The organism is Serratia sp. CY40230, assembly GCF_052168835.1.
Lineage (GTDB): Bacteria > Pseudomonadota > Gammaproteobacteria > Enterobacterales > Enterobacteriaceae > Serratia > Serratia nematodiphila.
Window position 1 is genome coordinate 429149 of the sequence record NZ_JBJNLX010000003.1, and the last position, 21979, is coordinate 451127.

21 protein-coding genes and 1 other RNA gene are annotated in these 21979 nt (G+C 59.6%); 13 read left to right on the forward strand and 9 right to left on the reverse strand.

Annotated elements, in window-relative coordinates; genetic code table 11:
* Positions 1–283 precede the first annotated feature (283 nt).
* From epd to fbaA, 3 genes are all read left to right on the forward strand, one after another.
* Positions 284–1300, forward strand: a complete 1017-nt coding sequence (epd, locus tag ACJ8IJ_RS13645; RefSeq protein WP_004931582.1) for an erythrose-4-phosphate dehydrogenase — start codon at positions 284–286, stop codon at positions 1298–1300.
* A gap of 70 nt (positions 1301–1370) precedes the next feature.
* Positions 1371–2534, forward strand: a complete 1164-nt coding sequence (gene pgk, locus ACJ8IJ_RS13650) for a phosphoglycerate kinase (protein WP_004931584.1) — start codon at positions 1371–1373, stop codon at positions 2532–2534.
* 116 nt (positions 2535–2650) lie between these two features.
* Positions 2651–3730 carry a class II fructose-bisphosphate aldolase gene (gene fbaA / locus ACJ8IJ_RS13655; RefSeq protein WP_004931586.1) on the forward strand — a complete coding sequence of 360 codons (1080 nt, stop codon included), beginning with the start codon at positions 2651–2653 and terminating at the stop codon, positions 3728–3730.
* A 56-nt stretch (positions 3731–3786) separates the two neighbouring features.
* Here the strand turns inward: fbaA and ACJ8IJ_RS13660 are convergent, their stop codons facing one another.
* Positions 3787–4455: a DUF1345 domain-containing protein gene (locus ACJ8IJ_RS13660; protein WP_075685374.1), complete on the reverse strand. Its 669-nt coding sequence runs from the start codon at positions 4453–4455 to the stop codon at positions 3787–3789.
* 205 nt (positions 4456–4660) lie between these two features.
* Here ACJ8IJ_RS13660 and mscS point away from each other — a divergent pair, with 205 nt between their 5' ends.
* Positions 4661–5527, forward strand: a complete 867-nt coding sequence (gene mscS / locus ACJ8IJ_RS13665; RefSeq protein ID WP_004931590.1) for a small-conductance mechanosensitive channel MscS — start codon at positions 4661–4663, stop codon at positions 5525–5527.
* Positions 5528–5608: 81 nt separating this feature from the next.
* On the opposite strand, the gene ACJ8IJ_RS13670 is transcribed toward mscS, so the two are convergent.
* The 3 genes from ACJ8IJ_RS13670 to ACJ8IJ_RS13680 all read right to left on the reverse strand — a co-directional run bounded on the left by ACJ8IJ_RS13670 (position 5609) and on the right by ACJ8IJ_RS13680 (position 9164).
* The gene (locus ACJ8IJ_RS13670) at positions 5609–6958 is read right to left on the reverse strand and encodes an MFS transporter (protein ID WP_049186808.1); all 1350 of its coding nucleotides are present in this window, start codon (positions 6956–6958) and stop codon (positions 5609–5611) included.
* A gap of 171 nt (positions 6959–7129) precedes the next feature.
* Positions 7130–8161: a methionine synthase gene (locus tag ACJ8IJ_RS13675; protein WP_004931594.1), complete on the reverse strand. Its 1032-nt coding sequence runs from the start codon at positions 8159–8161 to the stop codon at positions 7130–7132.
* Positions 8162–8186: 25 nt separating this feature from the next.
* On the reverse strand, positions 8187–9164 hold the full coding sequence (locus ACJ8IJ_RS13680) for a DUF1852 domain-containing protein (protein ID WP_154871765.1): 978 nt from the start codon (positions 9162–9164) through the stop codon (positions 8187–8189).
* 304 nt (positions 9165–9468) lie between these two features.
* On the opposite strand from ACJ8IJ_RS13680, the gene ACJ8IJ_RS13685 reads away from it, so the two are divergent.
* Entirely contained in the window at positions 9469–10008 is a 540-nt protein-coding gene (locus tag ACJ8IJ_RS13685; protein ID WP_004931599.1) for a DUF2058 domain-containing protein, read from the forward strand.
* Positions 10009–10015: 7 nt separating this feature from the next.
* Here the strand turns inward: ACJ8IJ_RS13685 and ACJ8IJ_RS13690 are convergent, their stop codons facing one another.
* Positions 10016–10714: an RluA family pseudouridine synthase gene (locus ACJ8IJ_RS13690; RefSeq protein ID WP_004931601.1), complete on the reverse strand. Its 699-nt coding sequence runs from the start codon at positions 10712–10714 to the stop codon at positions 10016–10018.
* A 210-nt stretch (positions 10715–10924) separates the two neighbouring features.
* Between ACJ8IJ_RS13690 and argO the strand changes: the two genes are divergently transcribed.
* Both argO and ACJ8IJ_RS13700 read left to right on the forward strand, forming a co-directional pair.
* Positions 10925–11542, forward strand: a complete 618-nt coding sequence (gene argO / locus ACJ8IJ_RS13695; protein WP_004931603.1) for an arginine exporter ArgO — start codon at positions 10925–10927, stop codon at positions 11540–11542.
* Positions 11543–11663: 121 nt separating this feature from the next.
* Positions 11664–12395 carry an oxidative stress defense protein gene (locus ACJ8IJ_RS13700; RefSeq protein ID WP_031300626.1) on the forward strand — a complete coding sequence of 244 codons (732 nt, stop codon included), beginning with the start codon at positions 11664–11666 and terminating at the stop codon, positions 12393–12395.
* Positions 12396–12443: 48 nt separating this feature from the next.
* On the opposite strand, the gene ACJ8IJ_RS13705 is transcribed toward ACJ8IJ_RS13700, so the two are convergent.
* Complete coding sequence (locus tag ACJ8IJ_RS13705) at positions 12444–13337, reverse strand: LysR family transcriptional regulator ArgP (RefSeq protein WP_004931613.1); 894 nt, start codon at positions 13335–13337, stop codon at positions 12444–12446.
* 204 nt (positions 13338–13541) lie between these two features.
* Between ACJ8IJ_RS13705 and rpiA the strand changes: the two genes are divergently transcribed.
* Positions 13542–14198, forward strand: a complete 657-nt coding sequence (gene rpiA / locus ACJ8IJ_RS13710) for a ribose-5-phosphate isomerase RpiA (RefSeq protein ID WP_004931614.1) — start codon at positions 13542–13544, stop codon at positions 14196–14198.
* 292 nt (positions 14199–14490) lie between these two features.
* On the forward strand, positions 14491–15729 hold the full coding sequence (gene serA, locus ACJ8IJ_RS13715; RefSeq protein WP_004931617.1) for a phosphoglycerate dehydrogenase: 1239 nt from the start codon (positions 14491–14493) through the stop codon (positions 15727–15729).
* Between the two features lie 48 nt (positions 15730–15777).
* On the opposite strand, the gene ACJ8IJ_RS13720 is transcribed toward serA, so the two are convergent.
* The 3 genes from ACJ8IJ_RS13720 to zapA form a co-directional block, all read right to left on the reverse strand.
* Positions 15778–16386 (reverse strand): 5-formyltetrahydrofolate cyclo-ligase, encoded by a 609-nt coding sequence (locus ACJ8IJ_RS13720; protein ID WP_033632150.1) that lies wholly within the window; start codon positions 16384–16386, stop codon positions 15778–15780.
* 52 nt (positions 16387–16438) lie between these two features.
* Positions 16439–16621, reverse strand: a non-coding RNA gene (ssrS, locus tag ACJ8IJ_RS13725) — 6S RNA.
* A gap of 40 nt (positions 16622–16661) precedes the next feature.
* Complete coding sequence (zapA, locus tag ACJ8IJ_RS13730; RefSeq protein ID WP_004931621.1) at positions 16662–16991, reverse strand: cell division protein ZapA; 330 nt, start codon at positions 16989–16991, stop codon at positions 16662–16664.
* Between the two features lie 319 nt (positions 16992–17310).
* Here zapA and ACJ8IJ_RS13735 point away from each other — a divergent pair, with 319 nt between their 5' ends.
* The 4 genes from ACJ8IJ_RS13735 to ubiI all read left to right on the forward strand — a co-directional run bounded on the left by ACJ8IJ_RS13735 (position 17311) and on the right by ubiI (position 21725).
* Entirely contained in the window at positions 17311–17889 is a 579-nt protein-coding gene (locus ACJ8IJ_RS13735; RefSeq protein WP_004931622.1) for a YecA/YgfB family protein, read from the forward strand.
* A gap of 55 nt (positions 17890–17944) precedes the next feature.
* Positions 17945–19261, forward strand: a complete 1317-nt coding sequence (gene pepP, locus ACJ8IJ_RS13740; protein WP_004931624.1) for a Xaa-Pro aminopeptidase — start codon at positions 17945–17947, stop codon at positions 19259–19261.
* A gap of 1 nt (position 19262) precedes the next feature.
* Entirely contained in the window at positions 19263–20441 is a 1179-nt protein-coding gene (ubiH, locus tag ACJ8IJ_RS13745; RefSeq protein ID WP_049240089.1) for a 2-octaprenyl-6-methoxyphenyl hydroxylase, read from the forward strand.
* Positions 20442–20522: 81 nt separating this feature from the next.
* Positions 20523–21725, forward strand: a complete 1203-nt coding sequence (gene ubiI, locus ACJ8IJ_RS13750; protein WP_004931629.1) for an FAD-dependent 2-octaprenylphenol hydroxylase — start codon at positions 20523–20525, stop codon at positions 21723–21725.
* The last annotated feature ends 254 nt before the right edge of the window (positions 21726–21979 follow it).

Consider the following 21979-nt stretch of genomic DNA (forward strand, 5'->3'; position numbering starts at 1 on the left):
GCTCGTAAAACTCCCCTCCGTTACTTGCGGGACTGTTGCACCTGTTCCTTTTGCCAAAACTTTGGTTTATGCTCAGCTGAAGCGTTTCAGTTGAGGCACTCTTCGACAGAAACGCCGATGTGACGGCGGCGAAAAGCCGCTGAAGCGCGGGAATAATGCAAACGCGGCGATTCACAGCGGGCGGTGCGATCCACTACTCTATGCGGGTTAGTGAGACAACCAGTCAGCGCCGACCGGTGCCGGTGAGCCAACCCGGCGTGGACGGCCCTTTTTCAGGAGCAGCATGACCATCCGCATAGCGATAAACGGCTTTGGCCGCATTGGCCGCAGCGTATTGCGCGCACTGTACGAATCGGGACGACGGGCGGAAATCTCCGTGGTGGCGATCAACGAGCTGGCGAACGCCGAGGGCATGGCCCATCTGCTGAAGTACGACTCCAGCCACGGCCGCTTCGCCTGGGATGTGCGGCAAGAGTGCGACACGCTGAGCGTCGGAGACGACGCGATTCGCCTGTTGCATCAGCCGGCGGTGGAGCAGTTGCCCTGGGGCGAACTGGGCGTCGACGTGGTGCTGGACTGCAGCGGCGTGTACGGCAGCCGGGCGGATGGCGAAGCCCATCTGGCGGCGGGGGCGAAGAAAGTGCTGTTCGCCCACCCGGGCGGCAACGATCTGGACGCCACCATCGTGTTCGGCGTCAACCATCAGACGCTGCTGGCGGAACATCGCATCGTGTCCAACGCCTCGTGCACCACCAACTGCATTATTCCGGTGATCAAGCTGCTGGACGACGCCTACAGCATCGAGTCCGGCACCGTGACCACCATTCACTCGGCGATGAACGATCAGCCGGTGATCGACGCGTATCACGCGGATTTGCGGCGCACCCGCGCGGCGAGCCAGTCGATCATTCCGGTCGATACCAAGCTGGCCGCGGGCATCACCCGCATCTTCCCGCAGTTTTGCGACCGCTTCGAGGCTATCTCGGTGCGCGTGCCGACCATTAACGTGACGGCTATCGATCTGAGCGTCAGCGTGAGCGCCGCGGTGAAGGTGGCGGAGGTCAACCAGCTGTTGCAAAAGGCCGCACGGGAATCATTTCGTGGTATAGTTGACTACACGGAATTACCATTGGTCTCGATCGATTTTAACCATGACCCGCACAGCGCTATCGTCGACGGTACGCAGACCCGGGTCAGCGGGCAGCACCTGATAAAGACTTTGGTCTGGTGCGACAATGAATGGGGCTTTGCCAATCGGATGTTGGATACAACACGGGCAATGGCCGCCAGCGGTTTCTAGTACGGCGGCGCCGGCGTGATTGGCGCGCTGCTCAGGCAATTTTATAGAGATTCAATAAAGAGGGTTCACCATGTCTGTAATTAAGATGACCGATCTGGATCTGGCGGGTAAACGCGTACTGATCCGCTCCGATCTGAACGTGCCGGTAAAAGACGGTAAAGTGACTTCCGACGCGCGTATCCGCGCTTCCCTGCCGACTATCGAAGCTGCGCTGAAGCAAGGCGCCCGCGTGATGGTAACCTCCCACCTGGGTCGTCCTACCGAAGGCGAGTACAACGAAGAATTCTCCCTGCTGCCTGTGGTCAACTACCTGAAAGACCACCTGAAATCCCCAGTGCGTCTGGCGAAGGATTATCTGGATGGCGTCGACGTCGCCGAAGGCGAACTGGTGGTGCTGGAAAACGTCCGCTTCAACAAGGGCGAGAAGAAAGACGACGAAACCCTGTCCAAGAAATACGCGGCGCTGTGCGACGTGTACGTGATGGACGCATTCGGCACCGCGCACCGCGCGCAGGCTTCCACCCACGGCGTGGGCAAGTTCGCGCCTGTCGCCTGTGCCGGCCCGCTGCTGTCCGCCGAACTGGAAGCGCTGGGCAAAGCGCTGGGCAACCCGGCCCGTCCGATGGTCGCCATCGTGGGCGGTTCTAAAGTCTCCACCAAACTGACCGTGCTGGATTCCCTGTCCAAAATCGCCGATCAGCTGATCGTCGGCGGCGGCATCGCCAACACCTTCGTGGCGGCGCAGGGCAACAACGTGGGCCAGTCCCTGTACGAACCTGACCTGATCCCGAACGCGCAGAAACTGCTGGAAACCTGCGACATTCCGGTGCCGACCGACGTGCGCGTAGCGACCGAGTTCTCCGAAACCGCAACCGCGACCGTGAAGTCGGCGAGCGAGATCCAGGACAACGAGCAAATTCTGGATATGGGCGACGTCTCTGCCGAGCGTCTGGCCGTTATCCTGAAGAACGCCAAGACCATTCTGTGGAATGGCCCGGTTGGCGTATTCGAGTTCCCTAACTTCCGTAAGGGCACCGAAATTGTCGCCCGCGCGATCGCCGATAGCGACGCTTTCTCTATCGCTGGCGGCGGCGACACTCTGGCAGCCATCGATCTGTTCGGTATCGCTGACAAAATTTCCTACATCTCCACCGGCGGTGGCGCATTCCTGGAATTCGTTGAAGGGAAACCGCTGCCTGCAGTCGTGATGCTGGAAGAGCGCGCTAAGCAGTAATTCAGACAACGGGAGGCGAAAGCCGCCCGTTTGTTTTATACCGCGCGGCTAACGCTGCGCGGCGTGAAAACATCGATTTACATCCATCTACGGCCGACGAAACAGGACAAAGTAACATGTCTAAAATTTTTGATTTCGTAAAACCGGGTGTCATCACGGGTGATGACGTTCAGAAAGTCTTCGCAGTTGCTAAAGAGAACAACTTTGCACTGCCAGCGGTAAACTGCGTGGGTACCGACTCCATCAACGCAGTGCTGGAAGCCGCGGCTAAAGTGCGCGCGCCGGTCATCGTTCAGTTCTCCAACGGCGGCGCCGCGTTTATCGCCGGCAAAGGCGTGAAGACCGATGTGCCTCAGGGCGCAGCGATTCTGGGCGCTATCTCCGGCGCACACCACGTTCACCAGATGGCTGAACACTACGGCGTGCCGGTGATCCTGCACACCGACCACTGCGCGAAGAAACTGCTGCCATGGCTGGACGGCCTGCTGGACGCCGGCGAGAAGCACTTCGCCGCTACCGGCAAACCGCTGTTCTCTTCCCACATGATCGATCTGTCTGAAGAATCTCTGGAAGAAAACATCGAGATCTGCAGCGCCTACCTGAAGCGCATGGCCAAAATCGGCATGACGCTGGAAATCGAACTGGGCTGCACCGGCGGTGAAGAAGACGGCGTGGACAACAGCCATATGGACGCTTCCGCGCTGTACACCCAGCCGGAAGACGTGGCTTACGCGTACGAAAAACTGAACGCCATCAGCCCACGCTTCACCATCGCAGCCTCGTTCGGTAACGTGCACGGCGTGTACAAGCCAGGTAACGTTAAGCTGACTCCGACCATCCTGCGCGATTCTCAGAAATACGTTTCCGAGAAATTCAACCTGCCGCATAACAGCCTGAACTTCGTGTTCCACGGCGGTTCCGGTTCCAGCGATGCGGAAATCAAAGAGTCCGTCAGCTACGGCGTGATCAAGATGAACATCGACACCGACACCCAATGGGCGACCTGGGACGGCATCCTGCAGTACTACAAAGCGAACGAAGCTTACCTGCAGGGCCAGCTGGGCAACCCGAAAGGCGCCGATCAGCCGAACAAGAAATACTACGATCCACGCGTCTGGCTGCGCGCAGCGCAGACCAGCATGGTGACGCGTCTGGAGCAGGCCTTCAAAGATCTGAACGCGGTAGACGTTCTGTAATCTTCGCCACCTGTTGCACGATGCAAAAGGCTCCCTGCGGGGAGCCTTTTTCGTTTTCAGCTCAGCAAGCCGGCACCCACGTTGATGGACAGGCCCAGAATCAGCATGTTGAACGCGAAGGAGATCACCGACTGCAACAGGGTGATCTTGCGCACCTCTGCCGCGCCGACCGCCACATCGGCGGTCTGCGACGCGACCGCTATGGTGAAGGAGAAGTAGGCGAAGTCCAGATAGGTCGGCTCGGTGAGATTGCCGGGGAACAGCAGCGGCAAAGGATCCTGCTGTGCGCCCTGGCGATAAAATTGATGAGCATAGTGCATGGTGAAGGCGGTCGGCAGCAGCAGCCAGGAAACCGCCAGCGTTCCGCCGGTTAGTGCCAGATGCAGGGTTTTCAGCGAGTCGCTGGCCTGTTTGGCGCTGCTCAATTCGAACAGGATCGCCAGAATGCTCACCAGACAACCGAAACTGACCAGCGCCAACACCGTGCTGGCGCTTTCGTCCTGCCGCCGGGCGATCTGGCGAATGTGCTGCGGCGTGCTGACCAACATCAGCCGCCAGAGAAACAGCAGATAGAGCCAGGCCAGCGTATTCCAGCCGATCATCAAACGTTGCAGCAACGAGAGCTGGGCGGGCAGAAGCAGGAAGCACAACAGCCCGGCGCCGACGGAAAGCAGCAGCCTGGGCCGCACTTGCCAATAGTGTTTGAGCGAAGAGCGAATGTGCATGAAGAACGGATCCCTTGTCGTGAAATGGCCAACGCGCTGTTTTCAGCATAGAAGAAGCGGCGGGCGGTTTCGGCTATTTTTAACGCTGACGGTTGGCATGAGCCTTTAATGTTGGTTACCCTTAGGCGGTGGTTTCCTACTGGCTGCCGAAGCCAGTGTATTTTTGCGAGTTTCTCCCGTTAGGGACTGAGTTAGGACGACACGAATGAAAGATTTGAATGTAGTAGACGGCATCAACGGTGCCGGCGACTGGTTGGTGAAGAACCAGGATCTGTTGATCCAGTATGCGGTAAATATCGTCGCCGCCATCGTTATCCTGATCATCGGTTCGATCGTGGCCCGCGTGGTCGGTAATGCGCTGAACCGCGTAATGAAGCTGCGCGGCATCGACGCCACGGTGGCAGACTTCCTGTCGGCGATCGTACGTTACGGCGTGCTGGCATTCACCTTCATCGCGGTGCTGGGGCGCGTCGGCGTGCAGACCACCTCGGTGATCGCCGTGCTGGGTGCCGCCGGTTTGGCCGTCGGCCTGGCGTTGCAAGGCTCGCTGTCCAACTTCGCCGCCGGCGTGCTGCTGGTGATCTTCCGCCCGCTGCGCGTGGGTGAGTATGTCGATCTGGGCGGCGTGGCCGGTACCGTCGATCAGGTGCAGATTTTCTCCACCACCCTGCGTACCGCAGACAACAAAACCATCGTGGTGCCGAACGGTAAAATCATCGCCGGCAACATCATCAACTACTCCCGCGAACCGAACCGCCGCGTGGACATCGTGGTAGGCGTGGCCTACAACGCCGATATCGACGTGGTGAAGAAGGTGTTGGGCGACGTGATCGCCGCCGACAAGCGCATCATGCACGCCAAAGGCGTGACCGTGCGTCTGAACGAGATGGCGCCGTCCTCTCTGAACTTCGTGACCCGTTCCTGGACCACTAACGCGGAATACTGGAACGTGTACTTCGATCTGATGGAAAACTTCAAGCGCGCGCTGGATGCCCACAACATAGGCATTCCGTTCCCGCAGATGGACGTGCACCTGTATCGCACCGAAGACGTTTCCGCCAAGGCGGAATAACAGAGAGGGGGCCTTGGCCCCCTTTTTTATTGCAGGCCGAGACGTCACTGATGGCGTCTCGGCCTTTTATTTTCCGCGAGTTCAGATGCCGGCCGCCGGTTCGGTGAGCGGCGCGCGGCGGCGCAGGCTGAGGCGATAGAGCAGGAAGATGGCGACGGCGCCCAGCAGCGCCGGCAGCGCCAGCCAGAGGAAGAACACTTCCGGCGAACCGGCGGCGGTCATCATCCAGGCGCCGAGCATCGAGCCGACAATCGAGCCGAAGCGGCCATTGGCCATGGCCCAGCTGACGCCGGTCACGCGGGCTGCGGTCGGGTAAAGGGTGGCGGAAACCAGATTCAGGCCGTTTTGCGCGCCGGCCACGCCGAAGCCTATCAGGAACACGACGGCGGCCAGCGTGTATGCGTCGCCCATCAGATACCCGGTCACGCCGATCACCAGCGCGGCGCCCAGGTAGGAGAAGGCCAGCACGCGATAGGGCCCGACCCGATCCATCAGCAGCGCCATCAGGATGGCGCCCAGGGTGCCGCCGAGCGGCACCATGGCACCGATGCGTGAGGCGTGGGCGATATCGAAACCGGCGTCTTTGAGGATCGTCGGCAGCCAGCTGGTGAGCAGGTAGAACACGAACAGCGAACAGAAGAATGCCGCCCACAGCAGCAGGGTGCGCACGGCGCGCCCTTCGATAAACAGGTGCGAGATCGGCGACCTGGCCTGCGCCGGGCGCTCGTCATCGACAATGGGTCCCCCCGTCCAACGCTGGCCGGTGATACGCTCGACCACCCGGCGCAGCCGATCGGCATGTTTGGCGCTGGCGGCCATAAAGCGCACCGACTCGGGCATCTGCCAGGCCAACAGCGGTAGCAGCGCCAATGGCGCAATGCCGCCGACCAGCAGCAGGCCGCGCCAGCCGAACGCTGGGATGATCTGCCCGGCCAGCAGGCCGCCCAGGGCCAGCCCGGCGGTAAAGCCGCTCCAGCTCAGGGTGACCAGCAGCATGCGCCGGCGCGCCGGTGAGTACTCAGAGCTGAGGGTGATGCAGGTCGGTATCGCGCCCCCGAGGCCAATGCCGGTGATAAAGCGCAACCAGGTCAGGGATTCGATCGAATGCGCATAGGCCGAAGCCAGGGTGCAGCCGCCAAACACCAGCACTGCGACGAGCAGCACGCGTTTGCGGCCGATGGCGTCGGCGATCGGCCCGAACAGCAGGCTGCCGATCAGCAGACCGAACAATCCCGCACCGAAGGCGGGGGAGAGCTGCGCTGGCTGCAGGCCCCACTCTTCGCGCAGCGCCGGGGCGATATAGCCGATGATGGCGGTATCGAACCCGTCCAGCAGGGCGATGAGGAAACATAAGGTCAGGATCAGGATTTGATAAGGCGAGATCCTGGCGCGATCGATAATTTCGCTGATGCGAGCGGTATCTGGGCTCATGAGGGTTCCACTGTTATTAAGCTGTTGTGGGCTGGCTGAGGGGCCGTTCAGGCCGCTGTGGCTGGCATCGCGTAGAAACCCGAGTATACACCAGAGGGGGGGCGTTGCGGGGAGCGGGAGACGATGATCATCGCCCGCCACAGGAGGCTACTGCGGCGGGCGCTGGTGCGGTTATTTGGCCAACAGTTCCCGGCGCACGATCTCGGCGCCTGCACTTAAGGCATTCAGCTTGCCGCGGGCGACCTGACGAGGCAGAGGGGCCATGCCGCAGTTGGTCGACGGATAGAGCTTGTCGGCATCGACAAACTGCAGCGCCTTACGCAGCGTAGCGGCCACTTCTTCAGGCGTCTCGACGGCATGATTCGCTACATCAATGGCGCCGACCATCACCTTTTTACCGCGGATCAGTTCAAGCAGATCCATCGGCACGTGCGAGTTATGGCATTCCAGCGAGATAATATCGATAGTCGACGTTTGCAGCTTGGGAAACGCCTCTTCATATTGCCGCCACTCAGAGCCCAGCGTCTTTTTCCAGTCGGTATTGGCCTTAATGCCGTATCCATAGCAGATATGTACGGCCGTTTCACACTTAAGCCCTTCAACGGCTCTTTCCAGGGCGGCGATGCCCCAGTCATTCACCTCGTCAAAGAACACGTTAAATGCGGGCTCATCAAACTGAATAATGTCGACGCCGGCGGCCTCAAGCTCTTTGGCTTCCTGATTGAGGATCTTGGCGAACTCCCAGGCCAATTTCTCGCGGCTTTTATAGTGGTTGTCATAGAGCGTGTCGATCATGGTCATCGGCCCCGGCAGGGCCCATTTAATCGGCTGCTGGGTCAGCTGGCGTAAAAATTTGGCGTCTTCAACGAAAACGGGCTTTTGACGCGAGACCGCCCCCACCACGGTTGGCACGCTCGCCTCGTAGCGATTGCGGATTTTCACCACTTCGCGTTTCTCGAAATCGACGCCGCTGAGGTGTTCGATAAACGTTGTGACGAAGTGCTGGCGCGTTTGCTCGCCATCGCTGACGATATCGATGCCGGCCTGTTGTTGCTCTGCCAGCGATAAACGCAGGGCGTCTTGCTTGCCTTCGATTAATTCTTCATTTTGCAATTTCCAGGGCGACCACAGGGTTTCCGGTTGGGCCAGCCAGACCGGTTTGGGTAAGCTGCCGGCGGTCGATGTGGGGAGCAATATTTTCATGATAGGTGACCTGTATTTAAGTGAATCAAAGCGCGTAGTGGGCAGACCATTGCTCAAGAATAGGCTTGTAGGGTTTGATAAATTGCTCTTCCGTAAATTTCCCCTGCTCAATCGCCAACTGGCTACGCTCTTCGCGATCGTAAACAATCTTGGTTAATGAATGATCCTGGTTATTCAGGCTTGGCTGATAGCATTGCCCCGCCGCCGAGTTGGCATTGTAAATTTCAGGCCGATAGATTTTTTGGAAGGTCTCCATCGTGCTGATGGTGCCAATCAGCTCCAGATCGGTGTAATCGCTCAGCAAATCCCCGGGGAAATAAAACGCCAGGGGCGCGACGCTATTTTTCGGCATGAAGTAGCGCACCTGCAGGCCCATTTTTTTAAAATACCGGTCGGTCAGCGAAGCGCCGTCTTGCCGATACTCGTCGCCCAAGACCGGGTGTTGATTGCCCGTCCGATGATAGGTGTCTTTGCTGGACACGCTGAGGCAAATCACCGGCGGTTTGCTGAAATTCTCATGGTATGCCTTTGAATTGACGAAGTGCTTAAAGATATTGCCGTGCAAATCGCCGAAATCATCCGGAATGGTAAATTCCGCCGTGTTTTTATTGTGCGCCGGCAGCAAGACGCTAAAGTCGTAATCGCGCACGTAAGAGGAGAAATTGTTCCCGACGATACCCTCGATACGCGTTTGCGTTTTTTTATCAAGGATGTTGGTTTTCAGGATTTCTATCACCGGGAAGCTGGCGCTGTGATCTTCAATGCGCATCTCAACCGAAATGATTTCAAGCTCGACCGCATAGCGATCGGCCTTGGGGTTATCCCAATGCGCCAACGAATTGAAGCGGTTGTTAATCATCACCAGCGTGTTGCGCAGGTTCTCCCGGCGATTTTCCCCTCTGGCCAAATTGGCGAAGTTGGTGGTGATACGCGTATTTTCAGAAGGGTTATAATCTTCATCGAAAGAACTGCTCTTAATCGTAAAGGTAAAGTCTCTATTCATCGTCTTATAGCATCCTGTTATATGATATGAAGGCTTGTTTTATCCATTTATTTCAATGGCTTGTTTTTCTATTTTTTCATTCAGCCGATTTCATATTGTCTGTCGTTAATGAGGTCTATTTTTGCCAGAGTCCCGGTGGGAGTGAAAGAGACTTAATTTCATTACCACATGAGCCACATTCATGATCTGGGGGTCAGGTGGGTTTGCCGCCGTTGCCCTGCGGTGCAAGCCGCCCGGCAAGCTGGTGCAGCCTGAAAAATTACGGGTATAATCCCCCCATGACCCCAAGGCTTCAGACACGAACATGACAAAACTCACCTTACAAGAGCAGATGCTCAAAGCGGGCTTGGTAACCAGCAAGAAAATGGCCAAAGTCCAGAGAACGGCTAAAAAATCACGCGTTCAGGCGCGCGAGGCCAGAGAGGCGGTGGAAGAGAATAAAAAGGCGCAGCTTGAGCGCGATAAGCAATTGAGCGAGCAGCAAAAGCAGGCCGCGCTGTCCAAAGAATACAAGGCGCAGGTGAAGCAGCTGATCGAGATGAACCGCATCGTCCTGGCGAAAGGCGATATCGGTTTCAACTTCACCGACGGTAACCTGATCAAGAAAATCCTGGTGGATAAAGCGACCCAGACGCAGCTGATCAATGGCCGCCTCGCCATTGCCCGCTTGGTTGTCGAGAGCCGCGAAGAGTGTGAATACGCGATTATCCCCGCGAGCGTCGCCGATAAAATCGCGCAGCGCGATGCGGCCAGCATAGTGCTGCACAGTGCGCTGAGTCAGGAAGAGCAGGATGAAGACGATCCGTACGCCGACTTTAAAGTGCCCGACGATTTGATGTGGTAAGCCGCGTTCAGAACGGCGCGGCGTGACGAGCGGCTATCCGCTCTCCGCTGATGGGGTGCACAAAGTCCAGCTCGCTGGCGTGCAGCATCAGCCGCGGCGTCTGCTCGGTACCCGGCAGCAGGCGCCCGCCATACAGATCGCAACCTAAAATAGGATGGCCCAATTGCCGGCTGTGAATACGCAGCTGGTGGGTTCGTCCGGTCTCCGGGGTGAGCTGCACCCGCGTCAGCGGCAGCGAGATCCCGCCTTCCGTTTCACGATAAAAACGCTCGACGACCCGATAGCGGGAGCGGGCGGGCTTGCCGTGGAGGGCGCAAATCGACATCAGCGGGAACAACGCCGGATCTTTGGCGATCGCCGCGTCTATTACCCCTTCGTTATCCGCCAGATGGCCGCAGAGCAGCGCGCTGTACACTTTGCCGACGGTGCGTTCGCTGAACTGCCGGCAGAGCGCGGCGTTGACGGCCTTGTTGCGGGCCACCACCATCAAACCGGACGTGCCGAAATCCAGGCGGTGCGCCAGGGCGCAGCCGGGGAACAGCTGTACCAGCCGGTGGTGTACCGAATCGAGATTCTGTGGATTTTTGCCCGAGAGGCTGAGCAGCCCGGCCGGCTTATTGATCAGCGCCAGATGATCGTCCTGATAGAGGATCTCTATCTGGTCATGGCATGGCGGGGCGATAAAGGTATCGGTGATCGTAGACATCGGGTGGCCGGCTGGAGGGTGGGTGCGGATGATAGCGAATTTCGCGTCGATGAGCGAATTTGACGGCGCAATCCCGCCGCTTGGAGTATTAGTGCTTCTGATGCTGGATTAGAAACATCAATTTCACCTAATGATCGCTTCCTCGTATGATGCGCGTGTTGACCGATACGCGCCCACGTCCGGCGCCTTTTATCATTCGAGGAATCTCCCATGTTAGCCGTCTTCCTGCAGGGTTTTGCCCTGAGCGCCGCCATGATCCTGCCGCTGGGCCCGCAGAACGTATTCGTGATGAATCAGGGCATTCGCCGTCAGTACCATTTGATGATCGCCTCATTGTGCGCACTGAGCGATATCGTGCTGATCTGCGCCGGTATTTTCGGCGGCAGCGCGTTGCTGACCCGCTCGCCGCTGCTGCTGGCGCTGGTCACCTGGGGCGGTGTGGCGTTTCTGCTGTGGTACGGCTGGGGCGCGTTCCGTTCAGCCTTCAGTCCGCAACCGGCGCAGGCTGCGGCGCAAGAGCTGGCGCAGAGCCGCTGGCGCATCGTGGTCACCATGCTGGCGGTCACCTGGCTGAATCCGCACGTCTATCTGGACACTTTCGTGGTGCTCGGCAGCCTGGGCGGACAGCTGACGGCGGATGTGCGCTCCTGGTTCGCGCTTGGCGCGGTCAGCGCGTCGGCGGTGTGGTTCTTCGGCCTGGCGCTGCTGGCCTCCTGGTTGGCGCCGTGGCTGAACACGCAGCGGGCGCAGCGCATCATCAATGCGCTGGTCGGGCTGGTGATGTGGGGCATCGCGCTGCAGCTGGCCTGGCAGGGGGCAAATTTATAAGAATTTGTCACTAATCCGAATTCAAAACGCCGTGCGATATGCTACGTTTGATGCCAGGAAACCGGCGGTTCTCGCAGGGAAAAGCCGGCGATCAGAGACAGCCTGTCATTAAGGAGACACTGTGAAGCTAAAAGCATTGGCTATGGCCGCAATGGTCGGATTAGGGACGCTACCGATGGCGCTGCAGGCGGCTGAATTGCCTGAAGGGCCGCACGTCGTCACCTCCGGCACCGCCAGCGTGGACGCCACGCCGGATATCGCCACCCTGGCGATCGAGGTGAGCGTTTCCTCCAAAGACGCCGCCCAGGCGAAGAAGCAGGTAGACGAGCGCGTGGCGCAGTACTTTGATTTCCTGCAGAAAAACAACATCGAGAAGAAAGACATCAGCGCCGCCAACCTGCGCACTCAGCCGGAATACGACTACCTGAAAACCGGCGAGTCGGTGCTGAAGGGCTACCGGGCGGTGCGCCAGGTGCAGGTTACCCTGCGCCAGTTGGACAAGCTGAACGAGTTGCTGGATGGTGCGCTGAAATCCGGCCTGAACGAGATCCGCGCGGTGGAGCTGGGCGTCGCCAAACCGGACGTCTATCGCGAGCAGGCGCGGCAAAAAGCGATCGAGAACGCGACTCAGCAGGCGGAATCCCTGGCCAAAGGCTTCCACGCCAAGCTGGGGCCGGTGTACAGCATTCGCTACCGGGTCGCCAACTACCAGCCGATGCCGGTGGCGCGGATGTATAAGGCGGCCGGCGCGGCGGCGGAAAACGACGCGGCGCAAACCTATGAACAGCAAAGCATTCACTTCGACGATCAGGTGGATGTGGTGTTTGAGCTGCAGCGTAACGCCGCGCAGTAAGGGTGTGGTATTGAAGAAAAGGTTCGCCGCGGCGAACCTTTTTTCGTTTTAATCCTGGCGCAGCACCTGGTGACCGTGCTCCAGCAACGCGTCGGTCACTTTACGCATCATGCGGCTCTCCGGCGCGAAGCGGTGCCAGTACAGCATGCGGCGCTGGTACAGCCCCGGCGTCAGATCGATCAGTTCACCGGATGCCAGCTCCTTTTCGATCTGCAGATGCGGGATCATGCAGCAGGTGGTGCCCTGACGCGCCAGCTGGACGAAGGCTTCCGATGAGTTCACGATGTGGCAGGGCACGCTGCCCGGCGACAGATCGAAGTTCTGCTGCAGGAATGCCTGGTGCATGTCGTCGAGATGGTCGAAGGCCACCGCCGGCGCTTTCAGCAGCGCGGAACGGGTGACGCCGTTCGGGAAATAGCGCTCGGCGAAGCCGCTGGAGGCCACAAACAGGTAGTCCAGCGCCCCCAGCCGATCCACCAGGCAGCTCGGCAGCGGCTGCGGCTGAATACTCACCGCGCCCACCACCTCACCGCGGCGCAGCCGCTCCTGGGTGCGGGTTTCATCTTCCACCTGCAGATTCAGGCGAATGGGGGAGTCCGCCAGCACCGGCTTCAGCGCCGGCAGCAGCCAGGTCGCCAGACTGTCGGCGTTGACCGCCAGCGACAGCAGCAGCGGCGTATCGACGCCGGTGTCGTTGCCCAGCCACTCTTCTTCCAGCAGCTCCACCTGATGCAGCAGCGCCAGCAGCTTTTGCCCCTGTTCGGTCGGGCGCGGCGGCACGGTACGAACCAGCAGCGGTTGGCCGAACAGGTTTTCCAGCTGTTTGATGCGTTGGGATACCGCCGATTGCGTGATACAGAGTTTTTGCGCGGCGCGCTCGAAGCCGCGCTCACGGATCACCGCGTCCAGCGCTTGCAGCGTACGATAGTCTGGGCGTTTCATCGGAAAGATATCCCTTAAATTAGAATGATACCGGCACTATGCCACATTTTACGCATGGCGCAGGTGGAAAAATCACGCCCCCAGCTCGCCGCCAGGCGGGTAAAAATGCGGGCTGCGGTAAATAAGTGTGATCCTGCCAGCGTGAAAAACAGCGTTTTACCCTATAATACGCACACGTTTTCGTACAGAGGCAAGGGACATATTATGACGCAGGATGAACTGAAAAAAGCGGTGGGCTGGGCGGCGCTGGAATACGTGACGCCGGGCACCATCGTCGGGGTCGGCACCGGCTCTACCGCCGCCCACTTTATTGACGCGCTGGGCTCCATCAAGCACCAGATCGAAGGCGCGGTGTCCAGCTCCGATGCCTCCACCGCCAAGCTGAAAAGCCTCGGTATCCACGTGTTCGACAGCAACGAAGTGGACTCGCTCGATATCTACGTGGACGGCGCGGACGAAATCAACGGCCATATGCAGATGATCAAGGGCGGCGGCGCGGCGCTGACGCGCGAGAAGATCATTGCCGCCATCGCCAAGAAGTTTATCTGCATCGTCGACGCCAGCAAGCAGGTGGACGTGCTGGGCAAGTTCCCGCTGCCGGTGGAAGTGATCCCGATGGCTCGCTCTTACGTGGCGCGTGAGCTGGTGAAACTCGGCGGCCTGCCGGAGTATCGCCAGAACGTGGTGACCGACAACGGCAACGTGATCCTCGATGTGCATAACCTGAGCATTACCGACGCCGTGGCGCTGGAGAACAAGATCAACGGCATCGCCGGCGTGGTGACCGTGGGGCTGTTCGCCAACCGTGGCGCGGACGTGGCGCTGGTCGGCACCCCGGAAGGCGTGAAAGTGGTCAAATGAGCTTCTGCCGTTTGTGGCCCGGCGGTGCCGGGCCGCATAATTCTTCGGTTAAAATATCTTTTCTGAAAAACGGCAAATTTGGTGACTTATGTCACATTGTGAAAACTGACTCCCCAAAGCTTCTGCCGAAAACTTTCCCTATGGCATTTTCTGCCGTAAACCGCCATCAGCGCTGCGCCTTGTCCTGCCGGGCAGGCAATCGTTTGTATTGCCGCCCGCGTTATTTTTGTTATGTTGGATGGGAGCTGTGTCGTCACAGCCGCTTCTGAAGTCTGAACATAGGGTCGGGTAAATGGCAAAAGTATCATTGGAGAAAGACAGGATTAAATTCCTGTTGGTGGAAGGGGTTCATCAGAGCACGGTCGATAATTTGCGTGCCGCCGGTTATACCAACATCGAATACCACAAGGGTGCGTTAGACACCGAATCGCTGAAGGCATCCATCCGCGATGCACACTTCGTCGGCATCCGATCGCGTACGCATCTGACCGAAGAGGTGTTCGCCGCCGCAGAAAAACTGGTGGCGGTGGGCTGCTTCTGCATCGGCACCAACCAGGTTGATCTGAAAGCGGCGACCAAACGCGGTATTCCGGTCTTCAACGCCCCCTTCTCCAATACCCGATCCGTGGCCGAAATGGTGCTGGGCGAGCTGCTGTTGATGCTGCGCGGTATTCCGGCCGCCAACGCCAAGGCGCACCGCGGCGTGTGGCACAAACTGGCCGTGGGCTCCTATGAGGCGCGCGGCAAAAAGCTGGGCATCATCGGCTACGGCCATATCGGCACCCAACTGGGCATTCTGGCCGAAGGGCTGGGCATGAAGGTGTTCTTCTACGACATCGAGAACAAGCTGCCGCTGGGCAATGCGCAGCAGGTGCGCCATCTGTCCGATCTGCTCAATATGAGCGACGTGGTGACGCTGCACGTGCCGGAAACGCCATCGACCAAAAATATGATGGGGGCGGAAGAACTGGCGCTGATGAAACCGGGCGCCATTCTGATCAACGCCTCGCGCGGCACCGTGGTGGATATTCCCGCGCTGTGCGACGCGCTGGCCAGCAATCACCTGGCGGGCGCGGCGATCGACGTCTTCCCGGAAGAGCCGGCGACCAACAGCGATCCGTTCAACTCGCCGCTGTGTGAGTTCGACAACGTGCTGCTGACGCCGCACATCGGCGGTTCCACTCAGGAAGCGCAGGAGAACATCGGCGACGAAGTGGCCGGCAAGCTGGCGAAATACTCCGACAACGGATCGACTCTGTCCGCCGTCAACTTCCCGGAAGTGTCGCTGCCGGCGCATGGCCCGAACGCCAGCCGCCTGCTGCACATCCACGAAAACCGTCCGGGCGTGCTGACGCAGATTAACCAGATCTTTGCCGAAGAGGGGGTTAACATCGCCGCACAGTATCTGCAAACCGGGCCGGAAATCGGCTATGTGGTGATCGACATCGAAGCGGAAACCGCGCGCGCCGACGCCGCGCTGCAGCGCATGAAGGCCATCGACGGCACCATCCGCGCCCGCCTGCTGTTCTGATTCGGCGGCATGCCGAAACGAAAAAGGCCGGAGCGATCCGGCCTTTTGCTATTTTGGCTCGTGCCACGCCCAGCTGCAGAGCGGGGTGAGGATTTCCGGCAGCGGGATATCCCAGTGTTCGGTCGGCAGATGCTCCACCTGCTGGCAATCATGGGCCAGGCCGATGGGATAGGGGCCGCCGCTGCGCCAGTTTTGCAGGGTGCGATCGTAAAAGCCGCCGCCCATGCCCAGACGTTGCCCGGTATGATCGAACGCCACCAGCGGTGTCAGCACCACCTCCAGTTCACCCAGCGGCAACACCTTGCGCACATCGAGGCGCGGTTCGAGAATATTGAAGCGATTGCGCACCAGCGGCGTTTCCGGCGCATAGCGCAGGAACAGCAGGTGGCCCGGGCTGAACGGATGCAGCACCGGCAGGTAAACCCGTTTGCCGAGCGTCCACAGCCGCTCGATCAGCGGCCCGGTATCGAGTTCGCCGTCAAACGACAAAAACACCGCAATGCTGTGCGCCGCCTGAATGCGTTCATGTGTGACGAGGCGTTCGGCTATCTTTTCTGCGGCAAAGCGTTGCTGGCCCGGCGTAAGCTCGCGCCGACGTTGGCGAATGAGTTGACGAATGGTTTGGCGCTGCTGCGCGAATTGGGGTTGAAAAGGCATCGTATCAGGCTTGCTCTGTGTGGTGTTCAGCACACATAAACCGCTGAGAAGGGGAATCTCCGAGATGCCGTCGCAGGCTGTAACCCTTGAACCCATGGTTCAAGGTGAACGTGCCGTCGCAATCTTAAGGCTTCTCGGCGCACCGAGCGTGCTCACCGATCGCGGAGCAACACATTCTGTTTGTACTAAATATCGGCTCAGGGGACTGGCCCGCTGGCGAACATCTCAGAGAAATTTTGTACTCGTTGCCGAAACTTTGATTTCAACAACTTAAGTTATTCGAATTGTGCATCCTGACGTTCAGAGATGCGACCTTGTTCAAGCAGCGCTTGTTCAATGGTCTGCTGCAGCATCCGTATGCGTTGTTCCATATTGGACGCGTAGTCACGGGTTTTCAACCGTTCTTGAGCAAGTTCGTGACAGACGTTCAATGCCGCGATGAAAACCAGTTGCTCAGTATTGGAGACTCTAGTGCGAACTTTAAGATCTTGCAACCGTTGGTTAAGATCGTCCGCCGCCATATTCAACGCATCTTGTTGTTCTGGCGGGCAATTGACTCTTAACGAGCGGCCAAAAATTTGAATATCTACCGGTTGTGCAGACATGCCACCTTCCTGCCTAAATTTCGCGCCAGCCTTGTCCGCCCTGGCCGGGCTGTCAAAGCGGGCGCCACTATATATACCTCGGTACCAAGATACAACCCCTTTTTCAGTACCTGGTTGTAATCTACTGTGGCGCACATTGCCAGTCAAAAAAGGGTTTCAAAATGCGTATTTACCGCACTTTCGTCACCCGCCGGCGCAGTGTGAAACCTGCCACATCGCGATTATAACTAGCCACTGAGGTGTCGCGCTTATCTGGTATAGCGACGGACCTTGGTGGTAGCATAACACGAACTTATCCTGCCAACGATGACGAATGCGCATGTCTATACAGAATACATTTCCAAGTTACCAATCTTTAACCGTGGCCCTCAACCAGCAGTCGGTGGCGCTGACCGCGGCAGAAATGCACGGCCTGATCAGCGGCCTGCTGTGTGGCGGCAGCCGTGACGCCGGCTGGCAGGCGCTGGTGCACGATCTGACCAACGAAGGCGTCGCCTTCCCACAGGCGCTCAGCCAACCGTTGCAGCAGCTGTATGAAGCGACGCGTGACACGCTGGAAGATGACGAATTCCTGTTCCAACTGATGCTGCCTGAAGGGGAGATCGTCAGCGTGTTCGATCGCGCCGACGCGCTGGCCGGTTGGGTCAACCACTTCCTGCTCGGTCTGGGCATGATGCAGCCGAAGCTGGCTCAGGTGAAAGACGAAGTCGGTGAAGCGATCGACGATCTGCGCAACATCGCGCAACTGGGCTACGACGAAGACGAAGATCAGGAAGAATTGGAACAGTCGTTGGAAGAAGTGGCGGAGTATGTGCGGGTCGCCGCCATCATGTGCCACGGCGAATTCACCCGTCACAAACCGACGGCGCCGGAAAATATCAAACCGACGCTGCACTAAACGTTCTATCGCCCCTCCGCCGGCGGTGCGGATGGCATGATTTCAGGAGAAGGTAATGACTCAGCAGGAATTCAACAACCGCCGCCAGGCGCTGTTGGCGAAAATGGCGCCGGCCAGCGCGGCGGTTATTTTCTCTGCGCCGGAAACGACGCGCAGTGCAGATTCAGACTATCCCTACCGGCAGAACAGCGATTTTTGGTACCTGACCGGCTTCAATGAGCCGGAAGCGGTGCTGGTGCTGATTAAAAGCGACGAAACGCACAACCACAGCGTGTTGTTCAACCGGGTGCGCGATTTGACGGCGGAAATCTGGTTTGGCCGCCGCCTGGGGCAAGACGCCGCACCGGCGAAGCTGGGCGTGGATCGCGCGCTGCCGTTCGATGAAATCAATGACCAACTGCACCTGCTGCTCAACGGCCTGGATGCGGTCTACCACGCGCAGGGCGAATACGCCTATGCCGATCAGATCCTGTTCGGCGCGTTGGACAAGCTGCGCAAGGGGTTCCGCCAGAATCTGCAGGCGCCTGCCACCGTGACCGACTGGCGGCCGTGGCTGCACGACATGCGCCTGTTCAAATCGCCGGAAGAGCTGGCGGTGATGCGCCGCGCCGGTGAGATCAGCGCGTTGGCGCATACCCGCGCGATGGAAAAATGCCGCCCGGGCATGTTCGAATATCAGCTGGAAGCGGAAATTCATCATGAGTTCACCCGCCTCGGCGCTCGCTACCCGTCTTACAACACCATTGTCGGCAGCGGCGAAAACGGCTGCATCCTGCACTACACCGAGAACGAGAGCCAGATGCGCGACGGCGATCTGGTGCTGATCGACGCCGGTTGCGAGTTCCAGGGGTATGCCGGCGACATCACCCGCACCTTCCCGGTCAACGGCAAGTTCAGCCGGCCGCAGCGCGCGGTGTACGATATCGTGCTGGCGTCGCTGCAGCGTGCGCTGGAGCTGTTTAAGCCCGGCACCAGCATCCGCGAAGTCAACGACGAAGTGGTGCGCATCATGGTGGTCGGGCTGGTGGAGCTGGGCGTATTGAAAGGTGAAGTCGATCAATTGATCGCCGAGCAGGCTCACCGTCAGTTCTTTATGCACGGGTTGAGCCACTGGTTGGGTCTCGACGTGCACGACGTTGGCCACTATGGCACGCCGAGCCGCGATCGGCTGCTGGAGCCGGGCATGGTGCTGACCGTGGAACCGGGGCTGTATATCGCGCCGGATGCGGACGTGCCGGAGGAATACCGCGGCATCGGCATCCGCATCGAGGACGACATCGTGATCACCGCCGACGGCAATGAAAACCTGACCGCCACCGTGGTGAAAGACGCCGATGCCATCGAGGCCTTGATGGCGGCGGCAAGGTCATAGCATGAGCGTTATTATCGTTGGCGGCGGTATGGCGGGCGCGACGCTGGCGCTGGCTATCTCGTCGCTTACTCAGGGAAGAATGGCGGTGGATCTGGTCGAGGCGACCCGGCCGGACGACCGCAGCCATCCTGGCTTTGACGCCCGCGCCATCGCTTTGGCGCAGGGCACCTGCCAACAGCTGGCGCGCATCGGCGTTTGGCCGGCGCTGCGCGACTGCGCCACGCCGATCACTCAGGTGCACGTCAGCGATCGCGGTCACGCCGGTTTCGTTAATCTGCAGGCGCAGGACTATCAGGTCGATGCGCTCGGCCAGGTGATCGAACTGCACGACGCCGGGCAGCGGCTGTTCGCGCTGCTGGCGAAGGCGCCGGGCGTCACGCTGCACTGCCCCGCGCGGGTGGTGGACGTGATTCGCACCGCGGAGCGGGCGGAAGTGCTGCTGGACAACGGCCAGCGTCTGCGCGGGCAGCTGCTGGTGGCGGCCGACGGCTCGCGTTCGGCGCTGGCGCAGGCCTGCAACGTGCAGTGGCGGCAGGAGGACTATCCGCAGTTCGCCACCATCGCCAACGTCACCACGGCGGAAGATCCGCAGGGGCGCGCCTTTGAACGCTTTACCCGTTATGGGCCGCTGGCGCTGTTGCCGATGTCACAGGGGCGCAGTTCGCTGGTGTGGTGCCATGCGCGCGAAGATCGCGCCCGGGTGGATGCCTGGGACGACGCGCGTTTTATCGCCGAGCTGCAACAGGCCTTCGGCTGGCGGCTGGGGCGCATCCTCAAGGCCGGTAAGCGGCACAGTTATCCACTTGGCCTGCTAACCGCCGATCGTCATGTCAGCCACCGGCTGGCGCTGGTGGGCAACGCGGCGCAGACGCTGCATCCGATCGCCGGGCAGGGGTTCAACCTTGGTCTGCGCGATGTGATGTCGCTGGCGGAAACGCTGGCGGAAGCGATGAACAGCGGCGAAGACGCCGGCGGTTATGCGCTGCTGAGCCGCTATCAGCAGCGGCGGCAAAACGATCAGCAGGCGACGATCGGCGTGACCGACGGATTGATTCGCCTGTTCGCCAACCGTTATGCCCCGCTGGTGGTCGGCCGCAACCTGGGGCTGATGGCGATGGAGCGTTTGCCGGCGGTGCGCGACGCCTTCGCCAAGCGCACATTGGGCTGGGTGGAACGTTAGACACAGAATCGGGCGCCCTGTGGCGCGCCCAAAAACGCGGCGTGGCAAGGCGTCGCGCGTTATTTAAGGAAATCGAGCAGCATGCAATCATTTGACGTGATTATCGCCGGTGGCGGTATGGTGGGGCTGGCGTTGGCCTGCGGCCTGCAGGGCAGTGGGCTGCGCGTGGCGGTGCTGGAGCAGCGCCAGCCGGATATGGCGCCGCCGTCGGAGCAGCCTGCGCTGCGCGTTTCCGCCATCAATGCCGCCAGCGAGCGTTTGCTGCAGCATATCGGCGTGTGGGACGACATCCTCCAGCAGCGCGCCAGCGCCTACAACGCGATGGAAGTGTGGGATCGCGACAGCTTCGGCAAAATCGCCTTCCGCGGCGACGAGTGCGGTTTCAGCCATCTCGGCCACATCATCGAAAATTCGGTGATCCAGCAGGCGCTGTGGAAGCGCGCCGAAAGCCTGTCGGACATCACGCTGATTACCCCGGCCGCGCTCAAGCAGGTGGCGTGGGGCGAGAATGACGCCTTCATCACGCTGGAGGACGGTCGTATGCTGACCGCCCGGTTGGTGATTGGCGCCGACGGCGCCCAGTCGTGGCTGCGCCAGCATGCCGATATCCCGCTTACCTTCTGGGACTATCGCCACCACGCGTTGGTGGCCACCATCCGCACCGAAGAGCCGCATCAGGCCACGGCGCGGCAAATTTTCCACGGCGACGGCATTCTGGCGTTCCTGCCGTTCAGCGATCCGCATTTGAGCTCCATCGTCTGGTCGGTCGCGCCGGAAGACGCCGAGCGTCTCAAGCAGCTGGAGCCGGAACAATTCAACCGCGAACTGGCGATGGCCTTCGATATGCGTCTGGGCGCCTGCAGCCTGGAAAGCGAACGGCTGGCGTTCCCGCTGACCGGCCGCTATGCGCGCAGCTTCGCGGCGCACCGCCTGGCGCTGGTGGGCGATGCGGCGCATACCGTGCATCCGCTGGCCGGACAGGGCGTGAACCTGGGCTTTATGGACGCCGCCGAGCTGATTTCCGAACTGCGCCGCCTGCAGCGGCAGGGCAAGGATATTGGCCAGCACCTCTATCTGCGCCGCTATGAGCGCCGCCGCAAACACGGCGCGGCGGTGATGTTGGCCAGCATGCAGGGTTTCCGCGAACTGTTCGACGGCAACCACCCGGCCAAAAAGCTGCTGCGCGACGTGGGTCTGCGGCTGGCGGACAGCCTGCCTGGCGTCAAGCCTAAGCTGGTGCGTCAGGCGATGGGCCTGAACGATCTGCCCGAGTGGCTTGCCTGACACCTGCCTTCTGCGAGCCCACAGCGGGCTCGCGCTTCTCGCCTTATGCCATCGCGTTTCCTTATATAACCCTTCATTTGAAATAATCTAATTTCAGCCGCTTTTTATCATTACTTTTTCTAATTCCATGTTCGGTTATCAAAAGTCCGGATCCCATGTGCGGCCATAGGTTTGTTATATAAGTTCGGCATTTTGCCGCTTTAATTGTTAATTTTGTGCCTTAAGGCGCATTTTTCCAGTGAAAAACTCTGCAC

Bases quoted from the DNA above. Each gene is read 5' to 3' on its own strand.
- argO (WP_004931603.1), top strand. From the start codon at position 10,925: ATGTTAGCCGTCTTCCTGCAGGGTTTTGCCCTGAGCGCCGCCATGATC.
- ACJ8IJ_RS13670 (WP_049186808.1), bottom strand. From the start codon at position 6,958: ATGAGCCCAGATACCGCTCGCATCAGCGAAATTATCGATCGCGCCAGG.
- pepP (WP_004931624.1), top strand. From the start codon at position 17,945: ATGACTCAGCAGGAATTCAACAACCGCCGCCAGGCGCTGTTGGCGAAA.
- ACJ8IJ_RS13720 (WP_033632150.1), bottom strand. From the start codon at position 16,386: ATGCCTTTTCAACCCCAATTCGCGCAGCAGCGCCAAACCATTCGTCAA.
- ubiH (WP_049240089.1), top strand. From the start codon at position 19,263: ATGAGCGTTATTATCGTTGGCGGCGGTATGGCGGGCGCGACGCTGGCG.
- ACJ8IJ_RS13705 (WP_004931613.1), bottom strand. From the start codon at position 13,337: ATGAAACGCCCAGACTATCGTACGCTGCAAGCGCTGGACGCGGTGATC.
- ubiI (WP_004931629.1), top strand. From the start codon at position 20,523: ATGCAATCATTTGACGTGATTATCGCCGGTGGCGGTATGGTGGGGCTG.
- fbaA (WP_004931586.1), top strand. From the start codon at position 2,651: ATGTCTAAAATTTTTGATTTCGTAAAACCGGGTGTCATCACGGGTGAT.
- ACJ8IJ_RS13680 (WP_154871765.1), bottom strand. From the start codon at position 9,164: ATGAATAGAGACTTTACCTTTACGATTAAGAGCAGTTCTTTCGATGAA.
- ACJ8IJ_RS13675 (WP_004931594.1), bottom strand. From the start codon at position 8,161: ATGAAAATATTGCTCCCCACATCGACCGCCGGCAGCTTACCCAAACCG.
- pgk (WP_004931584.1), top strand. From the start codon at position 1,371: ATGTCTGTAATTAAGATGACCGATCTGGATCTGGCGGGTAAACGCGTA.
- ACJ8IJ_RS13690 (WP_004931601.1), bottom strand. From the start codon at position 10,714: ATGTCTACGATCACCGATACCTTTATCGCCCCGCCATGCCATGACCAG.
- serA (WP_004931617.1), top strand. From the start codon at position 14,491: ATGGCAAAAGTATCATTGGAGAAAGACAGGATTAAATTCCTGTTGGTG.
- zapA (WP_004931621.1), bottom strand. From the start codon at position 16,991: ATGTCTGCACAACCGGTAGATATTCAAATTTTTGGCCGCTCGTTAAGA.
- mscS (WP_004931590.1), top strand. From the start codon at position 4,661: ATGAAAGATTTGAATGTAGTAGACGGCATCAACGGTGCCGGCGACTGG.
- ACJ8IJ_RS13685 (WP_004931599.1), top strand. From the start codon at position 9,469: ATGACAAAACTCACCTTACAAGAGCAGATGCTCAAAGCGGGCTTGGTA.
- ACJ8IJ_RS13735 (WP_004931622.1), top strand. From the start codon at position 17,311: ATGTCTATACAGAATACATTTCCAAGTTACCAATCTTTAACCGTGGCC.
- epd (WP_004931582.1), top strand. From the start codon at position 284: ATGACCATCCGCATAGCGATAAACGGCTTTGGCCGCATTGGCCGCAGC.
- ACJ8IJ_RS13660 (WP_075685374.1), bottom strand. From the start codon at position 4,455: ATGCACATTCGCTCTTCGCTCAAACACTATTGGCAAGTGCGGCCCAGG.
- rpiA (WP_004931614.1), top strand. From the start codon at position 13,542: ATGACGCAGGATGAACTGAAAAAAGCGGTGGGCTGGGCGGCGCTGGAA.